This is a genomic window from Streptomyces sp. NBC_00078 (assembly GCF_026343335.1).
In the GTDB taxonomy this organism is placed as follows: Bacteria; Actinomycetota; Actinomycetes; order Streptomycetales; family Streptomycetaceae; genus Streptomyces.
This window is the reverse complement of the sequence record NZ_JAPELX010000001.1, coordinates 2,530,042-2,555,638: the sequence shown is the minus strand read 5'-3', so window position 1 is coordinate 2,555,638 and position 25,597 is coordinate 2,530,042. Positions and strand designations below refer to the sequence as shown.

20 protein-coding genes are annotated in these 25,597 nt (G+C 70.4%); 8 read left to right on the top strand and 12 right to left on the bottom strand.

Going from position 1 to position 25,597, the window contains the following annotated elements; genetic code table 11:
• Window positions 1-199: 199 nt before the first annotated feature.
• Both cyaB and OOK07_RS11900 read right to left on the bottom strand, forming a co-directional pair.
• Window positions 200-754: a class IV adenylate cyclase gene (cyaB, locus tag OOK07_RS11905; protein WP_266679603.1), complete on the bottom strand. Its 555-nt coding sequence runs from the start codon at window positions 752-754 to the stop codon at window positions 200-202.
• 17 nt (window positions 755-771) lie between these two features.
• The gene (locus tag OOK07_RS11900) at window positions 772-1,533 is read right to left on the bottom strand and encodes a helix-turn-helix domain-containing protein (RefSeq protein WP_266679601.1); all 762 of its coding nucleotides are present in this window, start codon (window positions 1,531-1,533) and stop codon (window positions 772-774) included.
• A 435-nt stretch (window positions 1,534-1,968) separates the two neighbouring features.
• On the opposite strand from OOK07_RS11900, the gene OOK07_RS11895 reads away from it, so the two are divergent.
• Window positions 1,969-2,202: a hypothetical protein gene (locus OOK07_RS11895; RefSeq protein ID WP_266796300.1), complete on the top strand. Its 234-nt coding sequence runs from the start codon at window positions 1,969-1,971 to the stop codon at window positions 2,200-2,202.
• A 417-nt stretch (window positions 2,203-2,619) separates the two neighbouring features.
• Here OOK07_RS11895 and OOK07_RS11890 read toward each other — a convergent pair whose 3' ends face one another.
• Window positions 2,620-3,432, bottom strand: a complete 813-nt coding sequence (locus OOK07_RS11890) for a site-2 protease family protein (protein WP_266796298.1) — start codon at window positions 3,430-3,432, stop codon at window positions 2,620-2,622.
• Between the two features lie 250 nt (window positions 3,433-3,682).
• Here OOK07_RS11890 and OOK07_RS11885 point away from each other — a divergent pair, with 250 nt between their 5' ends.
• Window positions 3,683-6,979: an AfsR/SARP family transcriptional regulator gene (locus OOK07_RS11885; RefSeq protein ID WP_266796296.1), complete on the top strand. Its 3,297-nt coding sequence runs from the start codon at window positions 3,683-3,685 to the stop codon at window positions 6,977-6,979.
• 20 nt (window positions 6,980-6,999) lie between these two features.
• On the opposite strand, the gene OOK07_RS11880 is transcribed toward OOK07_RS11885, so the two are convergent.
• The 3 genes from OOK07_RS11880 to panB form a co-directional block, all read right to left on the bottom strand.
• Window positions 7,000-7,827, bottom strand: coding sequence for an ABC transporter permease (locus OOK07_RS11880; RefSeq protein ID WP_266796295.1), 828 nt, complete (start codon window positions 7,825-7,827; stop codon window positions 7,000-7,002).
• Window positions 7,824-8,849, bottom strand: a complete 1,026-nt coding sequence (locus OOK07_RS11875; protein WP_266679576.1) for an efflux ABC transporter ATPase subunit, DrrA-related — start codon at window positions 8,847-8,849, stop codon at window positions 7,824-7,826. Before OOK07_RS11875 ends, OOK07_RS11880 begins: the two co-directional genes overlap by 4 nt.
• Before the next feature lie 223 nt (window positions 8,850-9,072).
• Window positions 9,073-9,948 (bottom strand): 3-methyl-2-oxobutanoate hydroxymethyltransferase, encoded by an 876-nt coding sequence (gene panB / locus OOK07_RS11870; RefSeq protein WP_266679574.1) that lies wholly within the window; start codon window positions 9,946-9,948, stop codon window positions 9,073-9,075.
• 200 nt (window positions 9,949-10,148) lie between these two features.
• Here panB and OOK07_RS11865 point away from each other — a divergent pair, with 200 nt between their 5' ends.
• The 4 genes from OOK07_RS11865 to OOK07_RS11850 all read left to right on the top strand — a co-directional run bounded on the left by OOK07_RS11865 (window position 10,149) and on the right by OOK07_RS11850 (window position 15,079).
• Window positions 10,149-11,738: an MFS transporter gene (locus OOK07_RS11865; protein ID WP_266679572.1), complete on the top strand. Its 1,590-nt coding sequence runs from the start codon at window positions 10,149-10,151 to the stop codon at window positions 11,736-11,738.
• Between the two features lie 73 nt (window positions 11,739-11,811).
• Complete coding sequence (locus OOK07_RS11860) at window positions 11,812-12,441, top strand: TetR/AcrR family transcriptional regulator (RefSeq protein ID WP_266679570.1); 630 nt, start codon at window positions 11,812-11,814, stop codon at window positions 12,439-12,441.
• A 341-nt stretch (window positions 12,442-12,782) separates the two neighbouring features.
• A complete protein-coding gene (locus OOK07_RS11855) occupies window positions 12,783-13,751 on the top strand; it encodes an endonuclease/exonuclease/phosphatase family protein (protein ID WP_406313304.1) in 969 nt (322 codons plus the stop codon).
• 98 nt (window positions 13,752-13,849) lie between these two features.
• Window positions 13,850-15,079, top strand: a complete 1,230-nt coding sequence (locus OOK07_RS11850) for an MFS transporter (protein ID WP_266796293.1) — start codon at window positions 13,850-13,852, stop codon at window positions 15,077-15,079.
• A gap of 167 nt (window positions 15,080-15,246) precedes the next feature.
• Here OOK07_RS11850 and OOK07_RS11845 read toward each other — a convergent pair whose 3' ends face one another.
• Window positions 15,247-17,283 carry an NAD(+) synthase gene (locus OOK07_RS11845; protein ID WP_266796291.1) on the bottom strand — a complete coding sequence of 679 codons (2,037 nt, stop codon included), beginning with the start codon at window positions 17,281-17,283 and terminating at the stop codon, window positions 15,247-15,249.
• Between the two features lie 179 nt (window positions 17,284-17,462).
• Between OOK07_RS11845 and OOK07_RS11840 the strand changes: the two genes are divergently transcribed.
• Window positions 17,463-17,864 (top strand): hypothetical protein, encoded by a 402-nt coding sequence (locus OOK07_RS11840; protein ID WP_266679562.1) that lies wholly within the window; start codon window positions 17,463-17,465, stop codon window positions 17,862-17,864.
• Between the two features lie 87 nt (window positions 17,865-17,951).
• On the opposite strand, the gene OOK07_RS11835 is transcribed toward OOK07_RS11840, so the two are convergent.
• From OOK07_RS11835 to OOK07_RS11825, 3 genes are all read right to left on the bottom strand, one after another.
• Window positions 17,952-19,859 carry a S53 family peptidase gene (locus OOK07_RS11835; protein ID WP_266801927.1) on the bottom strand — a complete coding sequence of 636 codons (1,908 nt, stop codon included), beginning with the start codon at window positions 19,857-19,859 and terminating at the stop codon, window positions 17,952-17,954.
• Between the two features lie 245 nt (window positions 19,860-20,104).
• A complete protein-coding gene (locus OOK07_RS11830) occupies window positions 20,105-20,731 on the bottom strand; it encodes a DUF305 domain-containing protein (RefSeq protein WP_266679558.1) in 627 nt (208 codons plus the stop codon).
• Between the two features lies 1 nt (window position 20,732).
• On the bottom strand, window positions 20,733-21,401 hold the full coding sequence (locus OOK07_RS11825) for a thioredoxin-like domain-containing protein (protein WP_266796289.1): 669 nt from the start codon (window positions 21,399-21,401) through the stop codon (window positions 20,733-20,735).
• A gap of 363 nt (window positions 21,402-21,764) precedes the next feature.
• Between OOK07_RS11825 and glnA2 the strand changes: the two genes are divergently transcribed.
• Window positions 21,765-23,126 (top strand): gamma-glutamylpolyamine synthetase GlnA2, encoded by a 1,362-nt coding sequence (glnA2, locus tag OOK07_RS11820; protein WP_266679540.1) that lies wholly within the window; start codon window positions 21,765-21,767, stop codon window positions 23,124-23,126.
• A 122-nt stretch (window positions 23,127-23,248) separates the two neighbouring features.
• Here the strand turns inward: glnA2 and OOK07_RS11815 are convergent, their stop codons facing one another.
• A complete protein-coding gene (locus tag OOK07_RS11815; protein WP_266679536.1) occupies window positions 23,249-24,313 on the bottom strand; it encodes a TolB family protein in 1,065 nt (354 codons plus the stop codon).
• Entirely contained in the window at window positions 24,310-25,596 is a 1,287-nt protein-coding gene (locus OOK07_RS11810; RefSeq protein ID WP_266796288.1) for an MFS transporter, read from the bottom strand. The genes OOK07_RS11815 and OOK07_RS11810 overlap by 4 nt, the downstream gene beginning before the upstream one ends.
• Window position 25,597 lies beyond the last annotated feature (1 nt).

Below are 25,597 nucleotides of genomic sequence, written 5' to 3'. Positions count from 1 at the left end.
GTCCGCGGGGCGTTCGACTTGAGAGGACCGACCATGGACTACACGAAGAGCGCGAAGAGCCAGTGCAACGCTGACTGCCTCCACTGTGGCGCCCCGCTGACGCAGACGGAGGGACGCGGGAGGATCCGCCAGTTCTGCACGCCGCACCATGGCCGGAGTTGGCGACGTCGCATGCGTCTCGCCGGGTGGCTGTAGGCGCTCAGCGTCTCTGAGCGGCTACCGCTCCCGTGTAGGTCTCGCGTGTCAGATCAGCAGCGCTGATACCGAGATCCGACAGGACCGATCGGACGTCGGCGAGTGCTTGCGACAGCTCAGATTCTTCGACGAGGGTCTCTACCTCAAGGAAGGTGCCGTCGATCTCAGGGACGCGGACGAGGGTGGCGAGCACGTGTCGGCCGTGCGCCTCGAAGTCGTAGTTTCGGCACCGCTTCTCGAAGGCGATCAGCTCGACGTGTCCCAGCCCGCGGAGGATCGCGTGTGCGGCGCCCGCATCCTCGACGACCGTTTCATGTTCGGGTTTGGAGCCGGAATCCTCGTCGACGGCCGCGCCCTTGAACGTGAGGACCGTACGGGTTCCATCCGCACCGTGGACGGTCCGCACGCGCAATTCCTGGTCGGCTTTCTCCAGGGATCCGTCAGGCCGGTCGTAGTAGGTGTCTCGGTACACCTCGACGCGGGCCGTCGCGCGCTCGTCGAGCTGCCGCATAACTGCCTCTGGCGAGTGGACGCGGACCTTCAACTCAGCCTCAATCACGGGCCGTTCCTCTCTGCTCAGACCGTGCGCTGCGCGCCGTCGATGACAGCACCAAACATCCTTCGGAACCCCCGGAACAGGGGCCCGTGCGGAGTCTCCATCACCTTGTACGTAGCGCTCTCGTGGCCCTCCCACCCGGCGTCGAAGGCGCTGACGAACATGGTGGCGTCCGTGCGGATGAGCCGCCAGGTGGGAAACAGGCGATACCGGTACACCTGGATGTCGCAGCCGTCGGCAAGTAGCTCTCGAAGTCGGGCCTCCGTCAGGCGTACTCCGCCGGCGAGGGACTCGGCGGACTCCCCGATTTCGGCCGCTCGTCGGGTGAGCGCGTCGGAGTCCGGATCAAGTAGCAGCACCCGGACGCGGATCCCTTTGCCGCCCCGTTCGCGTGGGAGACAGGCGCGCAGGAGGCTGTCGTTCAGCCCGATCAGGCCGAGACCGCGCACGGCCAACACGTCCAACTCTTGTGCCGCGCGGGCTTGCTGCTGGATCTCGGAGGCTGCGGAATTCTGAGCGGCATAGACGCGGACGACTTCAGGGAACGCCGCCAGGTCGAAGGCGGCGCCACCGGTTCGTTTCTCGCGGCTGGCCGCCAGACCGAGGAGGTGTCGCGCGTCGTCGGGCATACGCAACCCGTCGGCGATCCGCTCGTACACATCGAGGCGTGTCACCTCCCGACGCCTGTTGATGATCTCGTTGACGCGAGCCTGCGTCATCCCTGTGGCCGTCGCGATGCGCGACTGACTCGCGCCGGCGTACTGCTGCACGTGGCGGAACACGGCGCCGATGTCCCTTGCCCGCAGTGACTGACGTACCTCTGCACGCTCCCATGACCACTCAGGTAGGTCGATCGGTACTAATGCTGTCGACATAGGAAGCCCCCGGTATCTCCGCGCGAGCGAAAAGCCATCTCACGGTGAGATTACCGGCGGGGGATCGTAAGTGTGCTGCTCCTCACGCAATCGTGTTGACCCTGAGAAGACAGTTAGCGGAGGTGTAGTCGTGTCGCATACGACGCAGGGGAGGCCGGTGGAGCTTCCATTTTTGACGTTAGCCGCGCCGGAACCGGTTCGTGGATGTGACGTCTGCGGAGCATGCGCGCGGCAGTGGAAGGAGGCATCGAACCCCAATAGCGTTGCCTACGATCCGTCGCACGCGTCGGATCTGGCAGTCGAAATCGGCCGTCATCCGCACCCGCGGAAGAGGGCGGAGCAGTGAAGATAGATCCGTTTCCTGAGGTGCGTTCGGGCGTCGAGCTGGACGAGGCTCCGGAGAGCCGATGGGACGAATGCGTGCACTGCATAGACCACAAGTCACTGAACGACGGCACGGATCCGACACTGTGGGCCGAGCTGCACGCCGAGCAACGTCCCGGCCATGTCCGCTTCCGTACCGTCGTGCAAGCCAACTTCAGCGTTGCCCCGTCCAGGCTCATTGCGACGCCATGAGCCACGCCCCGGAGGGCGCGGACCGGCAGGCGAGAGCCGCCTACCTCCGATGGGAGGGCAAAGGGTTCCGGCTCATCGCCGAGTTCTTCGGCTACGCGTCCGCTGACGAGGCTGAGGCCGACGTTCAGGCCTTTATGGACGCACGCCAACGCTCACATGCTGAAGCCCCCTGAACCCGCGTCCTGGCGCCCCGTGGTGCCGGCGCGCGGTGGGAGCGGCAGGAGCCGGACAGCTGGTGAGGTCGGCCCTCCCGGCTCCTGCACGCTTCCCTGACCCCTCACGGCCCTACTCTCCCGCGTCCGCAGGGCCGTGAGGTTCCCCGCCCAACCCCCGTGCGCCGCCGACGGCGCGGGCGGGGACGAAGCCCCGTTCTCCCCGGTTCCTCAGTCGGAGTGGACGGGGCTTTTGCGCGCCGCCTCAGGCCGCACAGCCGAGGTTCGGGCCGTTGTCCCGGAGGAAGCTGAATACATAATTGTAAAAGTACTGACCGCAGTACGTGTCGAAGTCGCCGATTCCGAGGCTTCGCAGGATCGAGTCGATCACGTCGAAGAACACGCTGTTGACGGCCGGGACCCACAGCAGGGCGAACACGAACAGTAGGCCGAACGGCGCGAAGGGCTCCACCTGTCGCTTGATGTTGCCCGACAGCCAGGGCTCGATCACGCCGTAGCCGTCCAGGCCGGGCACCGGCAGGAAGTTCAGGATGGCGGCCGTGACCTGGAGCAGGGCGAGGAAGGCCAGCGCGAACCGGAAGTCCCGCGGCACGCCGTCCAGCGCGTGCAGCCAGAACGGAGCGGTGCACACGGCCGCGAACAGGACGTTCGTCAGCGGGCCGGCCGCCGAGATGAGACTGTGCCGCCAGCGCCCCTTGATGCGGTTGCGCTCGATGAAGACGGCGCCACCGGGCAGACCGATGCCGCCCATGATCACGAAGAGGACGGGGAGGACGATGCTGAGCAGGGCGTGCGTGTAGGCGAGAGGATTGAGGCTCAGGTAGCCCTTCGAGCCGACCGTGATGTCGCCGCCGTGCAGGGCGGTACGCGCGTGTGCGTACTCGTGCAGACACAGGGAGACGATCCACGCCGCCGTCACGAACAGGAACACGGCCAGGCCCGGCTGCTCGGAGAACCCGGTCCAGGTGGCCCAGCCGGTCACCGCCGTGACGGCCAGGATCCCGATGAAGACGGGGCTGATCCGCCGGTCGCTGCGGCTGGTGGTGGCGGTGGTCATGGGGCTCCCTGGACGGTGCGTGCGCGCGGTGGGACTGCCCGACGGTACCGGGCGTACCGGGAAAACGTCTCGCGGTGGGCCGGGGGTTCCGTGGAAGGGTAAGGACATGCGGGACCTTGAACCGCCCGCCCGTACCCGGTTCCGAGCCCGTTTCCGTACGACCGAAGACTTCCCAAGACTTCCGAAGACCTCCGAGGCCGACGCACCGTCGGCCCGAACCCCGTGACCGGCCCCGACCTCTCCGGAGACAATGGATCCCGTGCGCTATCGCATCCTCGGCACCGCTCAGGCTCTCCGCCCCGACGGCACCCCCGTCCAGGTCGGCGGGGCACGGCTGCGTGCTCTGCTGACCGTGCTCGCGCTACGGGCCGGTCGCACGGTCCCCGCCGGCGTCCTGGTCGACGAGGTGTGGGGCGGCGATCCGCCCGCCGACGCGCCGGGCGCGCTGCAGGCGCTGGTCGGCCGGCTGCGCCGGGCGCTCGGCGCGGACGCCGTGGCCTCCGCCGAGGGCGGTTACCGGCTCACGGCCCGGCCCGACGACGTGGACCTGCACCGTTTCGAGCGGCTGACCGGCGAGGGCACGCGCGCGCTGGCCGACGGCGACCCCGCCAAGGCGGCCGTCGTCCTCGACGACGCCCTCGGCCTGTGGCGCGGTCCCGCCCTCACCGACCTCCCCGACCGCACCGCCGAGGCGGCCCGTTGGGACACCCGTCGCCTGGACGCCCTGCGCGCCCGCCACACCGCCGCGCTCGCCCTGGGCCACGCCGAGCAGTCCCTGCCCGAACTGACCGCCCTCTGCGACACCCACCCCCTCGACGAACCCCTCCAGGTGCTGCGCCTGCGCGCCCTGCGCGACGCGGGCCGCACGGCGGAGGCGCTGGACGCGTACGACGACGTACGGCGGCTGCTGGCGGACCGGCTGGGCTCCGATCCCGGTCCCGAACTGGCCGCGCTGCACGGGGAGTTGCTGGCCGGAGGCAGCCCCAGGGCCGCAGCCGGTGGGCCGGCCGTCGCCCCGCCCGCCGGCCCCGGTGCCCCGCTGCCCGGTAACCTCCGCGCCCGGCTGACCTCCTTCGTCGGCCGGGAGGCCGACATCGATGCCATTCGGGGTGATCTCGCGTCGGCCCGACTCGTCACGCTGCTCGGGCCGGGCGGGGCCGGGAAGACACGGTTGTCGCAGGAGACCGCCGAGACCGTGCGGGACGCGGCCCGGGACGGGGTGTGGCTGGCCGAGCTCGCACCCCTGGACGACCCGGACGCCGTACCGGAGGCCGTGCTCACCGCGGTGGGAGCCCGCGAGACCGTGCTGTACGGCGCCGGAGCGGAAGCCATGCGGGCGGCCGGGAGCGACCGCAACGACGATCCGCTGGAGCGGCTCGCCGAGCACTGCGGCAGGCGGCGCATGCTGATCGTCCTCGACAACTGCGAGCACGTCGTCGACGCGGCCGCCCGGCTGGTGGAGCAGCTCCTGGAGCGCTGCCCGGAGCTGACGGTGCTCGCCACGAGCCGTGAACCCCTCGGCGTACCGGGGGAGGTGCTGCGGCCGGTGGAACCACTGCCGGAGCCGGTGGCCCTGCGGCTGCTCGCCGACCGGGGCGCCGCCGCCAGGCCCGGGTTCCGCATCGACGAGGATCCCGACGCGTGCGCCGAAATCTGCCTGCGGCTCGACGGACTGCCCCTGGCCATCGAGCTCGCCGCCGCCCGGCTCCGTATGCTGACGCCCCGCCAGATCGCCGACCGGCTCGACGACCGCTTCCGGCTGCTCACCTCCGGCAGCCGCACCGTCCTGCCCCGCCAGCAGACCCTGCGCGCGGTCGTCGACTGGTCCTGGGAGCTGCTCGACGAGGCCGAACGGGACGTGCTGCGCCGCCTGTCGGTGTTCGCCGGCGGCTGCGAACTCGCCGCCGCCGAGGCCGTGTGCGGGTCCGGAGCGCTGGAAGCCCTCGGATCGCTCGTCGACAAGTCCCTGGTCGTGGCCGCTCCCTCGGGCAGTGGAGAGATGCGCTACCGGCTGCTCGAAACCGTCGGCGAGTACGCCGCCGAGCGGCTCGACGAGGCCGGGCAGCGGGCCGGGGCCGAGCGCGCCCACCTGACGTACTACCGCGAACTCGCCCGCACCACCGACCCGTTGCTCCGCGGCCCCGGCCAACTCGCCGCCATCGGACTGCTGGAGCGCGAGTACGAGAACCTCCGCACCGCCCTGCGCCATGCCGTCAGCGAGCGCGACGAACAGGAAGGCCTCTGTCTCGTCCTGTCGCTGGCCTGGTACTGGCAGATTCGCGACGTGCGGATCGAGGCGCGCAACTGGTGTGTGGAGGTCATGGCCCTCGGCCCCGACCCCTTCACCGCCCCCGTCCGGCGAGCCGCCCCGGTCTGGCAGCGCTGCACCGACGTCCCGCCCCCGCTGACCGGCGAACTCCTCGCCGAGGCCCGGCGCGGTCTTCATCTCGCCCATCTGGCCTGCATGGACACCGAGTTGGAGGCCTGGGACTCCCCGCGGGCGAAGGAGAAGCTGCGCCTGATCACCGAGGTGTACGAACCCGGCGCCCCGCAGATCTGCCGCACCCCCGGCATGGTCTGGTTCTACGCGGTGATGCTGACCGGCGGTGTGTCGCGGCTGCCCGCCATCCTCGACGCCTCCGTCCACACCTGCCGCACCACCCCCGGCATGGAGTGGGAGCTCGCCGCCACGCTCCAGATGCGCGCCAACGTCCTGGCCAACCGCAGCGACTGGGCGGGCGACGCGGCCCGCGACGCCGACGAGTCACTGGAGATCTACCAGCGCATCGGCGACCTGTGGGGCGCGGCCGAAGCGCTCTCGGCGCGGGGCGAGGCCCGTGAACGGATCGGCGAGTACCGGCGCGCCGCCGACGACTACGAGTCGGCGATCGAGTATGCCGAACGGCTCGGTGCCAATGCCCAGATGGCGGTGCTGGGTGCCCGGCTCGGCGCCGCGCTCATGGAGGCGGGCGAGGCCGAGGAGGGCGAGCGGATCCTGCGCGAGGTGATCGAGATGCCGTTCGGCCCGGGCAACGAGGCCATGCCCGCCGCCCGGATGTTCCTCGCGGGGCGGCTCGCCATGACCGACCGGCTCACCGAGGCGCGCGAGCAACTGCGACTGCTGCGTGGGGAGTTCAGTAGTTCCCACTTCGTCGTCTTCGACGCTTTCATACTCGGCTCGGAGGCCTGGGTGGAGGCGGTCGACGGCAATCACGATGCCTCCCTTGACAAGGCCAGGCAGGCCCTGCGGCGGGCCGGCGATCCGGTGTCCGAGGCCATCGCCCCGCATATGCGGCCCCTGTACCTGGCCCTCTCCGCGATCGGCCTGGCCGTTTCGGACGGCGGCAGCCGGGCCCGCGACGCCGCCCGCTGCATCGGGGCGGCCCGGGCGGCACTGCCGTCGAGCCATGTCCCGACATCCCTGGAACGCGCGGTGTACGAGCGCGCGGAGCGGCAGGTGCGGGCCGTGCTCGGCGACCAGGCGTACGAGGCCGCGCACGCCGAGGGCGGCGGCCTCTCTCCCGAGGAGGCCACCGCCCTGGTGTGACGTGCGCACCGGCGTGAACGTCAGCTCTTGGTACGGAACTTGTGGATCGCGTAGGGCCCCGCCACCGCGGTGATCGCCACCGACCAGCCCAGCGTCACCCACAGGTCGTGCGCGACCGGGCCGCCCACCATCAGCCCGCGGGCCGCGTCCGCGAGCGTGGACAGCGGGTTGTAGTCGGTGAAGGCCTGCAGCCAGCCCGGCATCGAGTTCGTCGGCGCGAAGATCGACGAGCCGAACTGCAGCGGGAAGAGGACCAGGAAGCCCATCGCCTGCACGGACTGCGCGTTCTTCAGGGTCACGCCCAGGGTGAGGAACACCCACATGATCGAGGAGGCGAACACGGAGGCCAGGCCGACGGCCGCGAACAGACCGCCCCAGTGGTTGATGTCGAACCCGACCAGGACGGCGACGATCATCAGCACGGTGGTCGCGAACAGCATCCGCGCCAACTCGACCGCGATCTTCGCGAACAGCACCGAGCCGCGGCCGATCGGCAGCGACCGGAAGCGGTCCATGACACCGGAGTTGAAGTCCTGGCTGAACCCTGTGCCGACGCCCTGTGACAGCGACATGCTCATCATCGCGATCATGCCCGGGATGACGTATTGCACGTACCCGTGCTGACCGCCGCCCAGGGCCTGCCCGATCGAACCGCCGAAGACGAACACGAACAGCAGGGTGAAGATGACCGGCATCAGCAGGGCGTCGAACATCGACTCGGGGTCCTGCTTGATCCACAGCAGGTTGCGGCGGATCAGGGCGCCGGTGTGACGCAGTTGGCCCCGCAGCGGGATACGGGCGTCGGCGACGGCGGCCGGAGCGGTGGCGGTGGCGGTTGCGGCGCTCATGCGGCGACCTCCTCGCGGGTCTCGGTGGGTACGGCGTCCTGCGGGGCACTGGCGCGGTGGCCGGTGAGGGACAGGAACACCTCGTCCAGGCTGGGCAGTTCGGTGGTGATGGAGCTGATGGTGATGCCGCGTGCCATGACCACGCTGACCACGGCGGTCAGCTGCTCGTCGCTGAGGACCGGGACGAGCACGGTGCCGCCCTCGGTGTCGACGGTGGTCGTGGCGAGCCCGGTGATGCCGAGCTCGTCGAGGGCTCCGGCGAGGGGGCGCAGGTGCAGCGGATCGGCGGGCTTCACCCGCAGCGTCCGTCCGCCGACCCTGGCCTTCAGCTCGTCGATGGCACCGCCCGCGATGACCTTGCCGTGGTCGACGACCGTCAGCTCGGAGGCGAGCTGCTCGGCCTCCTCCATGTACTGGGTGGTCAGCACGACGGTCACGCCCTCGCCGACCATCGTCTTGACCTCGTCCCACACCTCGTTGCGGGTACGGGGGTCGAGTCCGGTGGTCGGCTCGTCGAGGAACAGCACCTCGGGCCGCCCGATCAGGGAGGCGGCGAGGTCGAGCCGCCGCCGCATACCGCCGGAGTAGGTGCTCGCGGGGCGCTTGGCGGCGTCCGTCAGCGAGAACCGCTCCAGCAGTTCGTCGGCCCGCGTGCGGGCCTGCTTGCGGGGCAGGTCGAGCAGCCGCCCGATCATGTAGAGGTTCTCCCAGCCGGGCAGCTTCTCGTCGACCGAGGCGTACTGCCCGGTGAGTCCTATCACCCGGCGCAGCTGCCGCGGCTGCCGCAGCACGTCGTATCCGGCGACGGTCGCCTGCCCGGCGGTCGGCTGCAGGAGAGTGGACAGAATCCGTACGAGGGTGGTCTTACCGGCCCCGTTCGGCCCGAGCACACCCATCACGGTGCCCTCGCGCACGTCCAGGTCGACGCCGTCCAGCGCCTTGGTCTCGCCGTAGTGCTTGACCATCCCCCGTACGGTCACGGCGATACCGCCGTCACTGGAGTTCTTGTCGAATCGCGTCATGCCGAGAACGGTGCCAGGCCCCACCGACAAACGACCGACAGCTCACCTACAGGCCCGGACAGGGCGCCGACATCGGCCGGCTCGGCGCCCGTCCGGCGTCGGAGGACGAAGCCTTTCGGGCCGATGGCGGTCTGCGGGCGAAGCCCCAGACACGGCCGGAGCCACAAGGCAGCAGCCCGCCGACGGGGGAAGATCGGCGGGCTGCCTCTGTACCGCGATGGCTCTAGTGGACGGAGTTCTCCTCCGACGGGAACGTCCCGCCGACCACGTCCTGGGCGAACTCCTTGACCGCGTCGCCCATGACCTCGCGCAGGGCCGCGTACTTCTTGACGAACTTCGGGACCCGGCCCGGGGTCAGGCCCAGCATGTCCGTCCAGACCAGCACCTGTGCGTCAGTCTCGGGACCGGCGCCGATCCCGACCGTGGGAATGTGCAGCACCCGCGTCACCTCGGCCGCCAGCTCCGCCGGAACCAGCTCCAGGACCACCGCGAACGCGCCCGCGTCCTGCACGGCCTTCGCGTCCCGCAGCAGCTGCTGGGCCGCCTCCTCGCCGCGCCCCTGCACGCGGTAGCCCATGGCGTTGACGGACTGCGGGGTGAGGCCGATGTGGGCCATGACCGGGATGCCGGACTCCACCAGGAGGCGGATCTGTTCGTGCGAGCGCTCGCCGCCCTCCAGCTTGACCGCCCCGACGCCGGCCTCCTTGACCAGCCGGGTCGCCGAGCGCAGCGCCTGCACCGGGCCCTCCTGGTAGGAGCCGAAGGGGAGGTCGCCGACGATCAGGGCGCGCTGGGTGCCGCGTACCACGGCAGCCGACAGCATGGTCATCTCGTCGAGGGTGACCGGCACGGTCGTCTCGTACCCGAGGTGGCAGTTGCCCGCCGAGTCGCCGACGAGGAGCACCGGGATGCCGGCCTCGTCGAAGACGGACGCGGTCATCGCGTCGTAGGCGGTGAGCATGGGCCACTTCTCGCCGCGTTCCTTGGCGAGGGCGATGTCGCGAACGGTGATACGGCGTGTGCCCTTCCCCCCGTACAGCGCCTTGCTGCCGTCGGAGGGCCTGTTCTGGACAGTCTGGGCAGCCGAGAGCTGCGTCATTGCAACGGCTCCTTCAGTCATCTCGAGGCGCCCTCACGGCGTCCCCGGATCACCTCCATGGTGGCACTTCGTGCCAGAGAGAGCCAGAGGGACGTCCATCACGTAGCGATGGAGGCCGGATGGACGTCTCTCACGTAAGGACTGGGTAAAAACATTTCGATACGGCACGGTCTCGTATCTGAATTACCTAGTCTGGTCCCATGACCTCTCCACCCGTTCCTGCCACCCGGGTACCCGAAGCCGTGTACCGGCGCCGCTGGGCGATCCTCGGTGTGCTGATGCTGAGCCTGCTGATCGTGGTGCTCGACAACTCGATCCTGAACGTCGCCATCAAGACGATCTCGACGCCGGCCCCGACCGGCCTGGGAGCCACGCAGAGCGAGCTGGAGTGGGCGATCAACGCCTACACGCTCGTCTTCGCGGGCCTGCTGTTCACCGCGGGCCTGCTCGGCGACCGACTGGGGCGCAAGAAAGTCCTGCTCGGCGGTCTCGCCGTGTTCGGCATCGGGTCGGCGCTGGCCGCCGAGTCCGGCTCGGCGACCCAGCTCATCGCCTTCCGCGCCCTGATGGGCCTCGGCGCGGCCTTCGTCATGCCGGCCACCCTCGCGGTCCTGATGAACGTCTTCGAGCGCGACGAGCAGCCCAAGGCCATCGGCATCTGGGCGGGCGGCGTCGGTCTCGCCATCGCCATAGGGCCCATCACCGGCGGTGTGCTCCTCGACCACTTCTGGTGGGGCTCCGTCTTCCTCATCAACGTGCCGATCGTGCTCCTCGCCCTGGGGCTGATGCTGTGGCTGGTCCCCGACTCCCGCGACCCGAAGCCCGGCCGTGTCGACCCCGTCGGTGTCGTCCTGTCCGTGGTCGGCCTCGTCCTGCTCGTCTACGGCATCATCAAGGGCGGCGAGCTGGCCGACTTCACCGACGTCAAGGTGCTGTCGACCATCGCCGCCGGCGTCGTGGTCCTCGCAGCCTTCATCGTGTTCGAGAAGCGCAGCGACCACCCTTCGCTCGACGTCACGTACTTCAGGAACAAGGTCTTCTCGGCCGCCATGGCCGCCATCGCGCTGGTCTTCTTCGCGCTCATGGGCGTGACCTTCTTCTCGGTCTTCTACACCCAGAGCGTGCGCGGCTACTCGCCGCTGCAGACCGGTCTGCTGATGCTGCCGCTGGCCGCCGCCCAGCTGATCTTCGCGCCGCGCGCCCGGCTGGTCGTCGACCGCTTCGGCAACCGGGCCACCACCACGGGCGGCATGGTGATCATCGCGGCGATGCTGGCCGCGTTCGCCACGCTGGACGCGGACACCCCGATCTGGCTCCTGGAGGTCATCTTCTTCCTCATGGGCACCGGCATGGCGCACATCATGACGCCGACCAGCGTCGTCATCATGCAGGCCCTGCCCCGCGAGAAGGCCGGCTCCGCGTCCGCGCTCAGCAACACCTTCCGCCAGGTCGGCGGCGCGCTCGGCATCGCGGTCCTCGGCTCGGTGCTGTCCACGGCCTACCGCAACGGCATCGAGGGCAAGCTCGGCCCGCTGCCCCCCGCCCTGCGCGACACCGCCGGCGAGTCCATCGAGGCCACGCTCGGCGTCGCCGCCAAGCTCGGCCCGCAGGGCAGGGCGCTGGTCACTCCGGCCAACGACGCGTTCCTGCACGCCATGCACCTCACCGCGCTGTGGGGCGCGGGCGTGGCGGTGGTCGGCGCGGTCGTCGTGGCGCTGTTCCTGCCGGGGAAGCCGCCGGCCCGTCAGGAGGGCGCGGACGCCCAGGAGTTGGTCACAGCGGCGGAATAACGCCGTCCGGCCTGCGGGGTGGTGTCGTACGCAAGGGAGAATCGGGTTCAGCACACCGAAGGGACGCAGTGAAGTGAGCCTCGCCGACAGCCAAGCCGCTCCCGAGGGACCCGCCAGGGGCCGCCCCCGCAGTGAGGCCGTCGAGCGTGCGATCGTCGAGGGCGTGATGAAGCTGCTGGAGGAGGGCGTGCCGCTGGCCGAACTCTCCATCGAGCGCATCGCGCGCACGGCGGGAGTCGGCAAGGCCACCATCTACCGCCGCTGGAACGGCAAGGAGGAGCTCTTCGTCGACGTCGTACGAGGTGCCGAGCCGCCGGATCCGCAGCTGCCCGGCACCTCGATGCGCGACGACCTGGTGGCGATGCTGGAACAGCTGCGCAGGCGCGCCCTGCTGACCCGCTCCTCGCTGCTGCTGCACAACGTCTTCGCGCAGATGAAGAGCAGCCCGAAGATCTGGGCGGCGTACCACGCCTCGGTCGTCGAACCGCGCCGCAGGCGCCAGGTCGAGGTCCTGCGGCGGGGGCAGGCGAACGGCGAGATCCGGGCGGACGTCGACATCGAGTTGCTGAACGACATCGTCGTCGGCCCGATGCTGCTGCGCACCGTCATGCGGCCCGACGCCGATCTGCCCGAGGGCCTTTCGGAGCGGCTGGTCGACACGCTCCTCGAAGGGCTACGGCCCGTCAGTTCCCCGAAGCCATAGCCCGAATGCGCAGCCCGAATGCGCAGCCCGAATGCGCAGCCCGAGTGCGCGGCCCGAGTGTGCGCCGTTCGTCACAGACGGCGCTTTCCACGGCCGTAAGTGGAACTCCCGGCGCCGGGTCGGTCGTCCTCGTCCCCGTACGGCCGTCATGTGACGGCAGGTCCAGGGCCGATCATCCCCTAGGGTCTAGGGGGGTGTTCGGCACCCCCGTGGTGCGGGGGACGGACGGTGTTGCAAGGCAGGCAGTGAGGCGACGCGGTATGGCGCAGCAGGCGTACATGACGGAGACGGACAACGGCGGCTCGGGGCCCGAGCGCCGGGGAGACCGGTTCCGGCGCCTGATGGGCCGCCTGGCCTCCGGATGGCGCGGCGACCCAAGAATCTGGCGCCGAGGCGTCGTCGTTGCCGCGACCGCGGTGCTCCTCGCCCTGGTCATGCTGCTGCACGCGCGGATCCCGAACCGCATCGGCAACCTGGGCAGCCTCACCGACACCTTCCTGCCCTGGCTGGGCTTCCTGGTCCCGGTGCTGCTCCTGCTCGCCCTGGTGCGCAGGTCGGCGACGGCCCTGATCGCGGTGGTGCTGCCGGCGATCGTGTGGCTGAACCTCTTCGGCGGTCTGCTCTCCGACAAGACCGGCGGCGGCGGTGACCTGACCGTCGCCACGCACAACGTCAACGCCGACAACCCCGACCCGTCCGGCACGGCCCGCGACGTGGCCGCCTCCGGCGCGGACGTGGTGGCCCTGGAGGAGCTGACCGCGTCGGCGGTTCCGGTGTACGAGAAGGCGCTCGCGTCGACGTACAGGTACCACTCGGTGCAGGGCACCGTCGGCCTGTGGAGCAAGGACCCGATGACCGGCGTCAGGGCCGTCGACATCAAGCTGGGCTGGACACGCGCCATGCGCGCGACGGTCACCACGCCCGAGGGGCCGGTCGCCGTCTACGTCGCCCACCTCCCGTCGGTGCGTGTGAAGCTGGAGGCCGGGTTCACGGCCCGCCAGCGCGACAAGAGTGCCAACGCCCTGGGCGAGGCCATCGCCGACGAGCCGCTGAAGCGGAAGGTGCTGCTCGGCGACCTGAACGGCACGATGAACGACCGCGCCCTGAACGGCGTCACCTCCCAGATGCGCTCCACGCAGGGGGCGGCCGGCAGCGGCTTCGGGTTCAGCTGGCCGGCGTCGTTCCCGATGGCGCGGATCGACCAGATCATGGTCCAGGGTGTCGAGCCGGTGAGCTCGTGGACGCTGCCCGCGACCGGCAGCGACCATCTGCCGATCGCGGCCCGTGTGAGCCTCGACACCGACTCCTAGCGGGCCGGAATACTGGGCCTGAGAGGTTTTGTTCCGCGAGTGAACATACACTCGTGGAACACACACTCCTCTGCACTCCGGAAGGAACAGGCCCCTCCATGCCCCTGGCCCTGCTCGCACTGGCCGTCGGCGCTTTCGGTATCGGCACCACCGAGTTCGTGATGATGGGCCTGCTGCCCGACGTCGCGAGCGACCTGAACGTCTCGATCCCCACCGCGGGTCATCTGGTCTCCGCGTACGCGCTGGGTGTCGTCATCGGCGCCCCGCTCCTCGCCGCCGTCACCGCGCGGATGTCCCGCCGTACGGTCCTGATCGGCCTGATGGCCCTGTTCGTGGTCGGCAACGCGCTGTCCGCGTTCGCCCCCGGCTACGACTCGCTCCTGGCCGCCCGCTTCCTGAGCGGTCTGCCGCACGGCGCCTTCTTCGGCGTGGGCGCCGTCGTCGCCACGAACATGGTGGCGCCGGAACGCAAGGCACGCTCCGTCTCGCTGATGTTCCTCGGCCTCACGGTCGCCAACGTCGCCGGCGTCCCGGTCGCCACGCTCATGGGACAGCACCTGGGCTGGCGGGCCACCTTCCTCGGCGTGGGCGCGATCGGCCTGGCGGCGATCGCCGCGCTCTCCCTGCTGATCCCGCACGCCCCCACCCAAGCCGCTGCGGCCGGGGGCCTGCGCGGCGAACTGGCCGCCCTGCGGTCCGTGCCCGTCTGGCTGGCGCTCGGCACGACCGTCGCCGGCTTCGGCGCCCTGTTCGCCGCGTACAGCTACATCACGCCGATGCTCACGGACGCCGCCGGGTACGCCGAGACCAGCGTGACGCTGCTGCTGGCGCTGTTCGGCGTCGGCGCGACGGCGGGCAACCTGGCGGGCGGCCGCCTCGCCGACCACTCCCTGCGCGGGACGCTGTTCGGCGGGCTGGTGTCACTGGCGGCCGTACTGGCCCTGTTCCCGCTGCTGATGTCCACCCAGTGGAGCGCGGCCCTCGCCGTGATCCTGCTCGGCGCGGCGGCCTTCATCACCGGCTCGCCCCTCCAGCTGATGGTCATGGAGAAGGCGTCGGCGGCCCCGTCCCTGGCGTCCTCCGCGAACCAGGCCGCGTTCAACCTGGCCAACGCCGGGGGCGCGTGGATCGGCGGCGTGGCCCTGGCCGCCGGCTTCGGCGTGACCTCGCCGTCCCTGGCGGGCGCGGCGCTGGCCGTGCTCGGCCTGGGCGTCGCGGGGGCCGCGTGCGCGGTGGACCGGCGGCGGCCCGTCCCGCAGGCGCGGGCCGTACGGGAACGCGTGGTCGCCTCCCATGTGCCGCAGCAGTCGGAGGCGCTGCACCGCTGAGGCACGGGTCGGTGTCTTTCGGCCCGACCGGCCTTCGAGGACGAGGCCCTCGGGCCGATGGGGCCGATGAGGGCGATGGGGGTCCTGGAGGCGCAGCCTCCAGGGCCGCGTACCGCCAACCCTGCCGCGCGGGACTGACCGGCCAGCCCCGACAGACAACGTTCGAACTAGTCGAAGCGGGAAAGATCCCGCAGCCATGCGGTCGCCGAGCTGTCCGACGGCGCGCGCCAGTCGCCGCGCGGTGACAGCGAACCGCCGGCCGACACCTTGGGCCCGTTCGGCATGGCCGACCGCTTGAACTGCGCGAACGCGAAGAAGCGGCGGCAGAAGACCTCCAGCCACTGCCGGATCTCCGGCAGGTCGTACGCCACCCGCTTGGCCTCCGGGAAGTTGGGCGGCCACGCGCCGGTCTTCTCGTCGTGCCAGGCGTGCCAGGCCAGGAAGGCGATCTTCGACGGCCGGAAGCCGTACCGCAGGACATGGAACAGCGTGAAGTCGTGCAGCGCGTACGGCCCGATCCGGGACTCGGTGGACTGCATCTCCTCGCCCGGTACGAGTTCCGGGCTGATCTCGGTGTCGAGGATCGCAGCGAGCGTCTGGCCGGTCTCCTCGTCGTGCTGACCGCTGCTGATGACCCAGCGGATCAGATGCTGGATCAGCGTCTTCGGCACACCCGAGTTGACGTTGTAGTGGCTCATCTGGTCGCCCACGCCGTACGTGGACCAGCCCAGCGCCAGCTCGGAGAGGTCACCGGTGCCGAGCACGATGCCGCCGCGCTGGTTGGCCAGCCGGAACAGGTAGTCGGTGCGGAGCCCTGCCTGCACGTTCTCGAAGGTGACGTCGTACACCGGCTCGCCGGACGCGAACGGGTGGTCCATCTCCTGCAGCATCAGCCGTGCGGTCGGCGTGATGTCCAGCTCGGCCGCGGTGACGCCCAGGGCGGCCATCAGCTTGTGGGCGTTGTCCTTGGTGTGGTCGCTGGTGGCGAAGCCGGGCAGCGTCCAGGCCAGGATGTCGCTGCGCGGGCGGCCCGCGCGGTCCATCGCGCGGGCGGCGACGATCAGCGCGTGCGTGGAGTCGAGGCCGCCTGACACCCCGATGACCACCTTCGGGCCGCCGATCGCCGCGAGCCGCTGCTGAAGGCCCTCCACCTGGATGTTGTACGCCTCGTAGCAGTCCTGGGCCAGGCGCTCGGCGTCGGCCGGCACGAACGGGAAGCGCTCCAGGCGACGGCGCAGACCCAGGTCGGTGAGCGGCGGATCGAGTTCGAAGGCGACCGTACGGAAGTCGCTGGTGCGCGCGCGGTGCGTACGGCGGTTGTCGTCGAAGGTGCCCATCCGCTGCCGCTCCTGCCGCAGCAGGTCGAGGTCCACGTCGGCCACCGCGTACTCGTCGCCGAGCGGGAACCGCTCCGTCTCGGCCAGCAGCAAGCCGTTCTCGTAGACCATGGCCTGGCCGTCCCAGGACAGGTCGGTGGTCGACTCGCCGAGGCCGGCCGCCGCGTAGACGTACGCGGCCAGGCAGCGGGAGGACGCCGAGCGGCACAGCAGCTTGCGGTCCTCGGCGCGCCCGACCGTGATCGGGCTGCCGGAGAGGTTGACCAGGACGGTCGCACCGGCGAGGGCCGCCTCCGCGCTGGGCGGCACGGGCACCCACATGTCCTCGCAGATCTCCGCGTGCAGCACGAGTCCCGGGACGTCGTCCGCCGCGAACAGCAGATCCACGCCGAACGGCACGGCCTCGCCCGCGACCCGGATCGACCCGCCGCGTTCGTCGGCACCGTCACCGATCTGCCGGCGCTCGTAGAACTCCCGGTAGTTCGGCGGATACGACTTGGGCACGACGCCGAGGACGCGGCCGCGGTGCACGATCACGGCGCAGTTGTAGATCCGGTTGCGATGGCGCAGCGGGGCGCCGACGACCAGCACCGGCAGCAGGTCCGCGGACCCGGCCACCACCTCCCGGAGCGCCGCCTCGACCCCGTCGAGCAGCGCGTCCTGCAGCAGCAGGTCCTCGATCGAGTAGCCGCACAGCCCCATCTCCGGGAAGACGGCGACGGCGACACCCTCCTGCGCGCATCGGCGTGCGTGACGCAGGACCGCCTCGGCGTTGGCAGGGGGGTCCGCGATGACGGTGTGGCCCGTGCACGCGGCGACCCGTGCGAAGCCGTGCTGATAGATGGACCAGAAGTTCGACTGAGGCACGAGGGCCAGTGTAATCGTCAGAGCGACGCGATGGGGGGCGGGTCTCGTGCCCGCCCGCCGGCCCGCCATGATTGGCGTGATCATGGCACGGCCGTATGCTGAATTGTCTTCGCCGGGACGTGCCGCACGATTGCCGCGGTCTCCCGCCGAAAGCGCCGAAGGCCGAAGCAGGAGGCGCCGTGCAACGCAAGGCTCTCGCGGTCCTGGGCGACCGTGCGTCGGAGTGGGGCTGGTTCCTGGCCTGGCTCGCGGTCGGCGGGTGTGTCGCGCTCGGGCTGGCCGCGCTGCTGTCCGTGGGCCCGGTCCTGATCGTCCTGGGAGCCCTGGCCGCCGTGTTCCTGCTGCGCAAGGGGCACCGCAACGCCGTCGCCGGGGCCGTCACCGGCCTGTCTCTGCCGCTCTTCTACCTCGCCTACCTCAACCGGGGCGGCCCTGGGAACGTGTGCCGGGCGACGGCCGGAGGGGAGACCTGCACCGACGAGTACGCCCCGGTGCCCTTCCTGATCGCCGGTGCGCTGCTCTTCGCCGCCGGATTCCTGGTCTTCCTGACCCTTGACCGCCGGCCCGGACGAACCGGCTGACCTGCGCAAGCCCAGGGCGCACACGCGTGCGCCCGCCCCTCCCGGTGAGGAGGAGCGGGCGCACGGTGCTCGGAAGCCCGTAAGACGTCAGTGACGCTTGTACGAGTCCACGTAGCCGTTCGTGGGCGAGCCCACGCCGGTGACGTCGTCGTAGCCCTTCACGGCCGACAGCGAGCTGTCCTTGCCGAGGCTGCGGACCGAGGTGGCAAGACCACCCGACGCGTCAACGCCGTTCACGAAGTCGACGCGCGCGACCGCCAGGTCGGAACCCGTCGGCTTGTCCGTGACGTCGTGGTACAGCTTCGACCCGAACTTGGAGTAGATCGACGGGTTGGCGAAACCGATCGCCTTGCCGCCTGCCGCCTCCTGGGCCAGCGCCTGCACGGCCGCGATCACCGGAGCGGCGAGCGACGTGCCGCCGATGCGGTACTCGCTGTACTTCTCCGACCCGTCCGGGAAGGTCTGCGTCTGGCCGACCAGGAAACCGGTGTTGGGGTCGGCGATCGCCGCGATGTCCGGGACCACACGGTTGCCGGCCGCGTTGTTGGCCTTGGCCAGCGCGTCCGGGACGACACCCTTCTGGTAGAAGGGCTCGCCGACCGTCTTGCTGGTGCCGCCGCCCGCACCCGAGGTGAACGCGCCGGGGAATCCGGTCCAGCTCTTGCCGTCCGCGGACAGCGTGGCCTTCTCGGTGCCCCAGCCGGTCTCCCACAGGTACTTGTCGCCCTTGCCGACGGCGAGGGAGGTACCGCCGACCGCCGTCACCCACGCCGAGTTGGCCGGGGTGTCGACCTGCTTCGTCTTGGTGTTGGCGACCTCGTCGCCGTTGTCACCGGAGGAGAAGTAGAAGCCGATGCCCTCGACCGCTCCGAACTGGAAGACCTGGTCGTAGGCGGCCGCGAGGTCCGGCGTCTGGTTGGCCTCGATGTCGCCCCACGAGTTGGAGACGATGTCGGCGAGGTGTTTGTCGACCACCTTGCTGAGCGAGTCCAGCAGGTCGGGGTCCTGGCAGGACGCGGCGCCCACGTACGTGACGTGCGCGTCCGGCGCGACCGCGTGCACGGCCTCGACGTCGAGGGTCTCCTCGCCGTACCAGCCCGAGGCGTCGCACTCGTCGGCGCCGGTGTGCGTGTACTTCTTGGGCAGCGACTGGCTCAGCTGACCGGTCTTCCACGCGGCGTCGCCGTGCTTCTTCGCGTAGTTGGCGGCATCGTAGGCGATGGTCGGCGAGGCGTACGCGTCCGTGATGGCGACCCGGACACGCTTGCCGGTGTACTTGCCGGCGCCGTAGGCGGAACGCAGCTGCTTGCCGGTGTAGCCCTTGATGGCGTACGGGATCTTCGTTCCGTACGCGTCGGGCAGCGTGCTCGCGATGTTCGAGCCGTAGTACGAGGAGAACGGCCCGGCGTTCCTGAACGCGTCGCCCGGACCGGGCAGCTGGTCGTCGTGGCTCGCCTTGTGCGGAGCGTTGTCCAGGCCGGTGACGGTCAGGACGGCGCCCTTGAGGCCGTCGGGCACCGAGGCTGCCTTCGACGGCGCGCGGTACGTCTTGGAGCCCTTTGTGTAGTTGTGCAGCTGGGTGCCGAACGCCTTCTCGGCGGCGGCCACATCACCGGTGACGGAGACGTAGTGCTGCGAAACTCCGGTCACCTTCAGGCCGTTGGCCGTCAGCCACGACCTGACCGCGGCCACCTGGGCCTTGGTCGCGCCGAAGCGGGACTGCGCCTTCTTGGCGCTCAGGTACTTGCCGTACGACGGCGAGCCCGGGTCGGAGACGGACTTCGCGTACGCGGCGAGGCCCGCGGCGTTCTTGCCGGCCAGGTAGACCCTCAGCGAGACCTGGGAGCCGTTCGAGGCGTCGCCCTTGTCCGCCTTGGCCGTCGCCCACGCGGGCTTGGTGCCCGCGAGTGTGTCCCGGCCGGGATTGTCCGCAGCTTGTGCCGCGGGTATGCCGAGCGCCAGCGCACCGGCGATCATGGGCAGCGTCGCTGCCATGCTCACGGTGCGCAGTGTGGCGCGATTGGATCTCATAGAACCCCCTGCGATGCGGTTCTCCGCATGTGTGGTCGGTCGTCGGTTGATCCGCGTAGACCCGCTCCGCGGCGGAGGGGCGGGCAATGGATCAAGCGATGGGGGCCACTCTCTCGATGAACCGTCCATGTCAGGGAAATGAGTAAGCCAAGAGAAACCCAAGGAACCGTCAGGTGGGGCGATTTGAGGCCTTTGTTCCCGGCAGGGGATCAGGAACGCGCTTTCCCGCCGCGCTCCTTGAGCATGCCCGCCATCAGGTCGATCTCCGACTTCTGCGCGTCGACCATGCCCTGCGCGAGGTCCTTCTCCACGCCGACGGTGCACTTGGCGACGCAGCCCTCGGCCATGTGGATGCCGCCCTTGTGATGGGCCGTCATCAGCTGCAGGTAGAAGACCTCCGCCTGCCTGCCGTTCAGCGTGCCGAGCTTGCGCATCTCGGTGTTCGTCGCCATGCCGGGCATCAGTGAGCCGTCCTTGCCGGAGGCCATGCCGCCCATGCCCATCCAGGTCATCGGCGGGTCGGCCGACACCTTCGGCAGCCCCCACAGATCGAGCCAGCCCAGCAGCATCCCGCGCTGGTTGGCCTGCGTCTGCGCGATGTCGTAGGCGAGCCGCCGCACTTCCGTGTCCTTCGTGCGGTCACGCACGATGTACGACATCTCGACGGCCTGCTGGTGGTGCACGGCCATGTCCCGCGCGAACCCGGCGTCCGCGGATCCTGCCGACGGCGTGCTCGCGCCCGCCCCGCTGTCCTCGGCGACCGCGTAGGTGATCGCCCCGGCGGCGACGAGCACCGCCGCGGTCGTTCCGGTGATCCAGCCGATGTGCTTCTTCATGTCACATGGTCCCGCCGGTGCACGAGGCGCCCGGCTCGGGAGTCTGCTTGCCCTGCACGTACGTCTCGAAGAACGCGCCGACCTTCGGGTCGCTCGCGCTCGTCACGCTCAGCTGATGCCCCCACGCCGACAGTTCGATCGGGGAGGCCTGGTTCGCGTACGGGCTCATCAGCGAGTACGGCGTCTGCTTCACCTTCGCGGACAGCGCGTCCACGTCGGACTTCTTCGCCTTGTCGGTGTACGTCACCCAGACCGCACCGTGCTCCAGCGCGTGCACGGCGTTCTCGTTCTTGACGGCCTTGGTGTAGACGTCGCCGTTGCAGTTGAGCCACACCGGGTTGTGGTCGCCGCCGACCGGAGGGTGCATGGGATAGTTGACGGTCCCCTGGACGTGGTTGCGGGCCAGCTTGCCCGACCAGGTCCGCACGCCGTCCTTGCCGGTCACGAAATGCCCCGAGGCCTGCGCCTTGCCGTCGCCCGCGGTGCCGCTCCCGCCGCCGTCCTGCGACTTGACGACGAAGACGGCGCCGACCACCAGAGCCGCGACGACCACGGTGCTCGCGGCGATGACCAGGATCCGGTTGCGCCGCTCGCGGGTCTGCTCGGCGCGCCGCATCTCCTCTATTCGCGCCTTGCGTGCCGTGCCGGTGGTCTTGTTGGCGGAGCCCATGGGGTGTCCTTCTGCGAAAGGGACGATCGGGTCCGCTGATCGTAATGGGGGACCTGGGGCGCCTCGAAGGGAGGTCACGGGAATGGCCGGATCGACAGGTACCCGACAGGAATCCGCCGAAGGTAAGCGGTGCTCCTCGCGTGCGAGGTGGGGCCGGGCATTACGGATGTCAGTCCGAGCAGGCAATATGGGCTGTAGAGCCGTACACCTGCCGTATGCCAGGCATTCAGACCGAGGTCGCCGCGTCGATCATGGTCGGCAACGCGGCTGAAATGCTGTTGTGGTGTGATGCTCAGGTGCCCGACCGCCTCCTGCGTGAAACGGAGACAGGCGGCCTGACCAGCAAGGATGGGGAAGCGGAAGATGGACAAGCAGCAGGAGTTCGTGCTCCGGACCTTGGAGGAGCGCGACATCCGGTTCGTACGCCTGTGGTTCACGGACGTGCTGGGCTTCCTCAAGTCCGTGGCCGTGGCCCCGGCCGAGCTGGAACAGGCCTTCGACGAGGGCATCGGCTTCGACGGCTCGGCGATCGAGGGCTTCGCCCGGGTCTACGAGTCCGACATGATCGCCAAGCCGGACCCGTCGACGTTCCAGATCCTGCCCTGGCGCGCCGAGGCCCCCGGTACCGCCCGCATGTTCTGCGACATCCTCATGCCGGACGGCTCCCCGTCCTTCGCCGACCCGCGCTACGTCCTCAAGCGTGCCCTGACCCGCGGCTCCGACCTGGGCTTCACGTTCTACACGCACCCGGAGATCGAGTTCTTCCTGCTGAAGGACCGCCCGCTCGACGGCACGCGCCCGACCCCGGCCGACAACTCCGGCTACTTCGACCACACCCCGCAGAACATCGGCATGGACTTCCGCCGTCAGGCGATCACCATGCTGGAGTCGATGGGCATCTCGGTCGAGTTCTCCCACCACGAGGGCGCCCCGGGCCAGCAGGAAATCGACCTCAGGTACGCCGACGCGCTCTCCACGGCCGACAACATCATGACGTTCCGCCTGGTCATGAAGCAGGTGGCGCTGGAGCAGGGCGTGCAGGCGACGTTCATGCCGAAGCCGTTCTCGGAGCACCCGGGCAGCGGCATGCACACGCACCTGTCCCTCTTCGAGGGCGACCGCAACGCGTTCTACGAGTCCGGCTCGGAGTACCAGCTCTCCAAGGTCGGCCGCTCCTTCATCGCGGGCCTGCTGAAGCACGCGGCGGAGATCTCGGCGGTCACCAACCAGTGGGTGAACTCCTACAAGCGCATCTGGGGCGGCTCGGAGCGCACCGCCGGTGCCGGTGGCGAGGCCCCCTCGTACATCTGCTGGGGCCACAACAACCGCAGCGCCCTGGTCCGCGTCCCGATGTACAAGCCCGGCAAGACGGGCTCGGCGCGGGTCGAGGTCCGCTCGATCGACTCCGGTGCCAACCCGTACCTGGCCTACGCCACCCTGCTGGCCGCCGGCCTCAAGGGCATCGAGGAGGGCTACGAGCTCCCGCCGGGCGCCGAGGACGACGTCTGGGCCCTCTCGGACGCCGAGCGCCGCGCGATGGGCATCGAGCCGCTCCCGCAGAACCTCGGCGAGGCGCTCACCCTCATGGAGCGCAGCGACCTGCTCGCCGACACCCTGGGCGAGCACGTCTTCGACTTCTTCCTGCGCAACAAGCGCCAGGAGTGGGAGGAGTACCGCTCCGAGGTCACGGCGTTCGAGCTGCGGAAGAACCTGCCGGTGCTGTAGTCGCAGGTCAGAGCGGGTTTCCTGCTCATTTGGCAGTGGGGGCCGACGGTCGTGGACCGTCGGCCTTCTCGCGTCTCACGGTTCCGGGGCCGTGCCGGTGCCGGGAGGGGCCCTCGCCGCTTTTACTCTCCGCGCATCAGCTCCACCTTGTCGTGGAGGTCGGGGTCCATACCCACGAACGCGGGCGAAACAGCCGCCGTGCTGATGCGCCGCGGCTTTCCCGTGCCGTCGGCCGGGACCGTGTACAGGTCCGCCCCGTAGTCCCCGGGCAGGGCGTAGACGATCGTCCGGCCGTCGCGCCAGACGGCCTGGTCGTCGACGCTGCGAGGCTCGGCGAGCGGGGTTTCGCGCATCGTGTGGAGGTCGAGGACGTACAGATGCCACGGGGCGTCCTTCGGGAGGCCCGGCACCCGCTTCTTGTAGGCGATGCGGGTGCCGTCGGGTGAGAGGGACGGGCACTCGACGTTCGCGTGGAGGATGGTGACCGTGCGGGCCCGCAGGTCGCCCCGGACAAGGTGGGTTCTGCCCCTGGTCGCCAGCGTCGCGTAGAACGTGCGGTCGTCCGAGGCGAACGTCACTCCCCAGAAGTTCACGTCCGCCGCGCGGTAGGCGTGGCCGTCCTGCACGATACGGAACGCCTCCAGCGTCGGGATCAGCTTTCCCGTCCGTACGTCCACGATGGCCGCGCGCGTCGAGAAGTCCGTGCCCGCGTACGAGTCGCCGCCCACGAACGCCGTCCAGGCGGCGAAGTGGCCGGTGGGGGAGACGCGGGCGCGGGAGGGTATCCCCGGGACGTCGTAGCGGGCCCTCTCCTTGAGGCGGGCGTCCAGGACGAGGGCGCGGTAGGTGTCCGAGACGGTGCCGTGCACGGCCTGCAGGCACACGCCGGTGCCCGAAGCGGCGTAGAAACGAAGGCACTTGACGCCGGAGGCGGTGCGCGGGCCGGACGGGTCCGATGCCGGGACCGTCGTCAGTTCGTCGCGGTGCGGGCCCCAGGCCATGTTGCGGAAGACCATGCGGCCGGGGGTGGTGAGGGTGACCGGCCCCGAGGTCACGCGGGGCCCGCCCGGCTGGGTCCGGTGCAGGCGGTCCGCGCGCGCCGACGCGTGCAGGACCGACGCCACGGCGACCGCCGCGAGGGCGGTCAGGGCCGCCAGCAGGATCAGGATGCGGTTGCGTACGGTCATGCGTCGGCCTCCCGGGCAGCGGGGCGCAGGGTCGTCAGGGAGAAGGCGGCGCACAGCGCCAGCGCCGCCGTCGACGCCAGCAGGGCCGTACGGTCGCCCCGCAGCGTCCACGCCGCGCCGAAGCCCAGCGAGCACACGAACCGGGCCAGCGCCTGCCCCGTCTGCACCACCGCGAGGCCCGACGAGCGCAGCTCCTGAGGCACGCAGTCCGAGGCCACCGCCATGAGCACGCCGTCGGTCGCCGCGTAGAAGGAGCCGTGCAGGAGCAGGACGGCGTAGGGGAGTGCCGGGCCGTGCCAGGAGGTGAGCAGGAGCGTGTACGCCGTCAGGAGCGCCCCGTGCCCCGCGAGGAAGACGCGCCGGCGGCCCACCCGGTCGGCCAGCCGGCCCAGCGGAACCGCCAGCAGCAGGAACGCGGCCGCCGTGCCCAGCGGGAGCAGCGCGAACCAGCGGTCGGGGACGCCCAGACGGCGCTGGAGCAGGAGATAGACGAAGGAGTCGCTGATCGTCGCGAGACCCAGGAGCAGCGCGCAGATCGTGATACGGCGCAGCTCGCGGTGGCGCAGGAGGCCGAGGGCGGCACGCAGGGTGGGGCGTGGGCGTACGGCCTTCTCGGCCGCCGGAGCCGCGGACGCGCCCGGCACGAACAGCACCAGCACCAGGACCCCGGCCACCGCCACGCAGAAGCTCACCGTGAACACGGCGTCGTAGCCGTCCACCGTGGCGCGCAGGATCAGGAACGCCGCCAGCGGGCCGAGCAGCGCGCCGGCCGTGTCCATCGCACGGTGCACGCCGAAGGCGCGGCCGCGGGTCTGCGGTGTGGCCGACAGGGAGATCAGCGCGTCGCGCGGGGCCGTGCGCAGGCCCTTGCCGGTGCGGTCGGCGGCCAGGACCAGGCCGATGGGGGTGAGGGAGTGGGCGAGCAGGAGCAGGGGCTTGCAGAGCGCCGAGATGCCGTAGCCGAGCCCGGCCACCCACTTGTGGCGGCCCCCGCCGCGGTCGGCGAGATGGCCGCCCACGAGGCGTACGAGCGCCGAGAAGCCGTTGTAGATCCCGTCCAGCAGCCCGAAGCCCAGCGGGGACAGGCCCAGGCCCGCCACCAGGTACAGGGGGAGGACGGCCGTCACCATCTCCGACGAGACGTCGGTGATCAGGCTGACCGTGCCGAGGGCGAGGACCGTGGGGGCGACCGCGGCGCGGCGCCGCCCGGCGAGGGGCCGGACGGCACCGTCCGCGGACGCCGGCGCATCAGGAGTGCCTGCGCGGCTGTCCGCTACGTACATC

Coding starts and splice junctions, on each gene's coding strand:
- glnA2 (WP_266679540.1), top strand. CDS start 21,765: ATGGACAAGCAGCAGGAGTTCGTGCTCCGGACCTTGGAGGAGCGCGAC.
- OOK07_RS11890 (WP_266796298.1), bottom strand. CDS start 3,432: ATGACCACCGCCACCACCAGCCGCAGCGACCGGCGGATCAGCCCCGTC.
- OOK07_RS11865 (WP_266679572.1), top strand. CDS start 10,149: ATGACCTCTCCACCCGTTCCTGCCACCCGGGTACCCGAAGCCGTGTAC.
- OOK07_RS11830 (WP_266679558.1), bottom strand. CDS start 20,731: ATGAAGAAGCACATCGGCTGGATCACCGGAACGACCGCGGCGGTGCTC.
- OOK07_RS11855 (WP_406313304.1), top strand. CDS start 12,783: ATGGGCCGCCTGGCCTCCGGATGGCGCGGCGACCCAAGAATCTGGCGC.
- OOK07_RS11850 (WP_266796293.1), top strand. CDS start 13,850: ATGCCCCTGGCCCTGCTCGCACTGGCCGTCGGCGCTTTCGGTATCGGC.
- OOK07_RS11810 (WP_266796288.1), bottom strand. CDS start 25,596: ATGTACGTAGCGGACAGCCGCGCAGGCACTCCTGATGCGCCGGCGTCC.
- OOK07_RS11825 (WP_266796289.1), bottom strand. CDS start 21,401: ATGGGCTCCGCCAACAAGACCACCGGCACGGCACGCAAGGCGCGAATA.
- OOK07_RS11885 (WP_266796296.1), top strand. CDS start 3,683: ATGGATCCCGTGCGCTATCGCATCCTCGGCACCGCTCAGGCTCTCCGC.
- OOK07_RS11835 (WP_266801927.1), bottom strand. CDS start 19,859: ATGGCAGCGACGCTGCCCATGATCGCCGGTGCGCTGGCGCTCGGCATA.
- OOK07_RS11815 (WP_266679536.1), bottom strand. CDS start 24,313: ATGACCGTACGCAACCGCATCCTGATCCTGCTGGCGGCCCTGACCGCC.
- OOK07_RS11875 (WP_266679576.1), bottom strand. CDS start 8,849: ATGACGCGATTCGACAAGAACTCCAGTGACGGCGGTATCGCCGTGACC.
- panB (WP_266679574.1), bottom strand. CDS start 9,948: ATGACGCAGCTCTCGGCTGCCCAGACTGTCCAGAACAGGCCCTCCGAC.
- OOK07_RS11880 (WP_266796295.1), bottom strand. CDS start 7,827: ATGAGCGCCGCAACCGCCACCGCCACCGCTCCGGCCGCCGTCGCCGAC.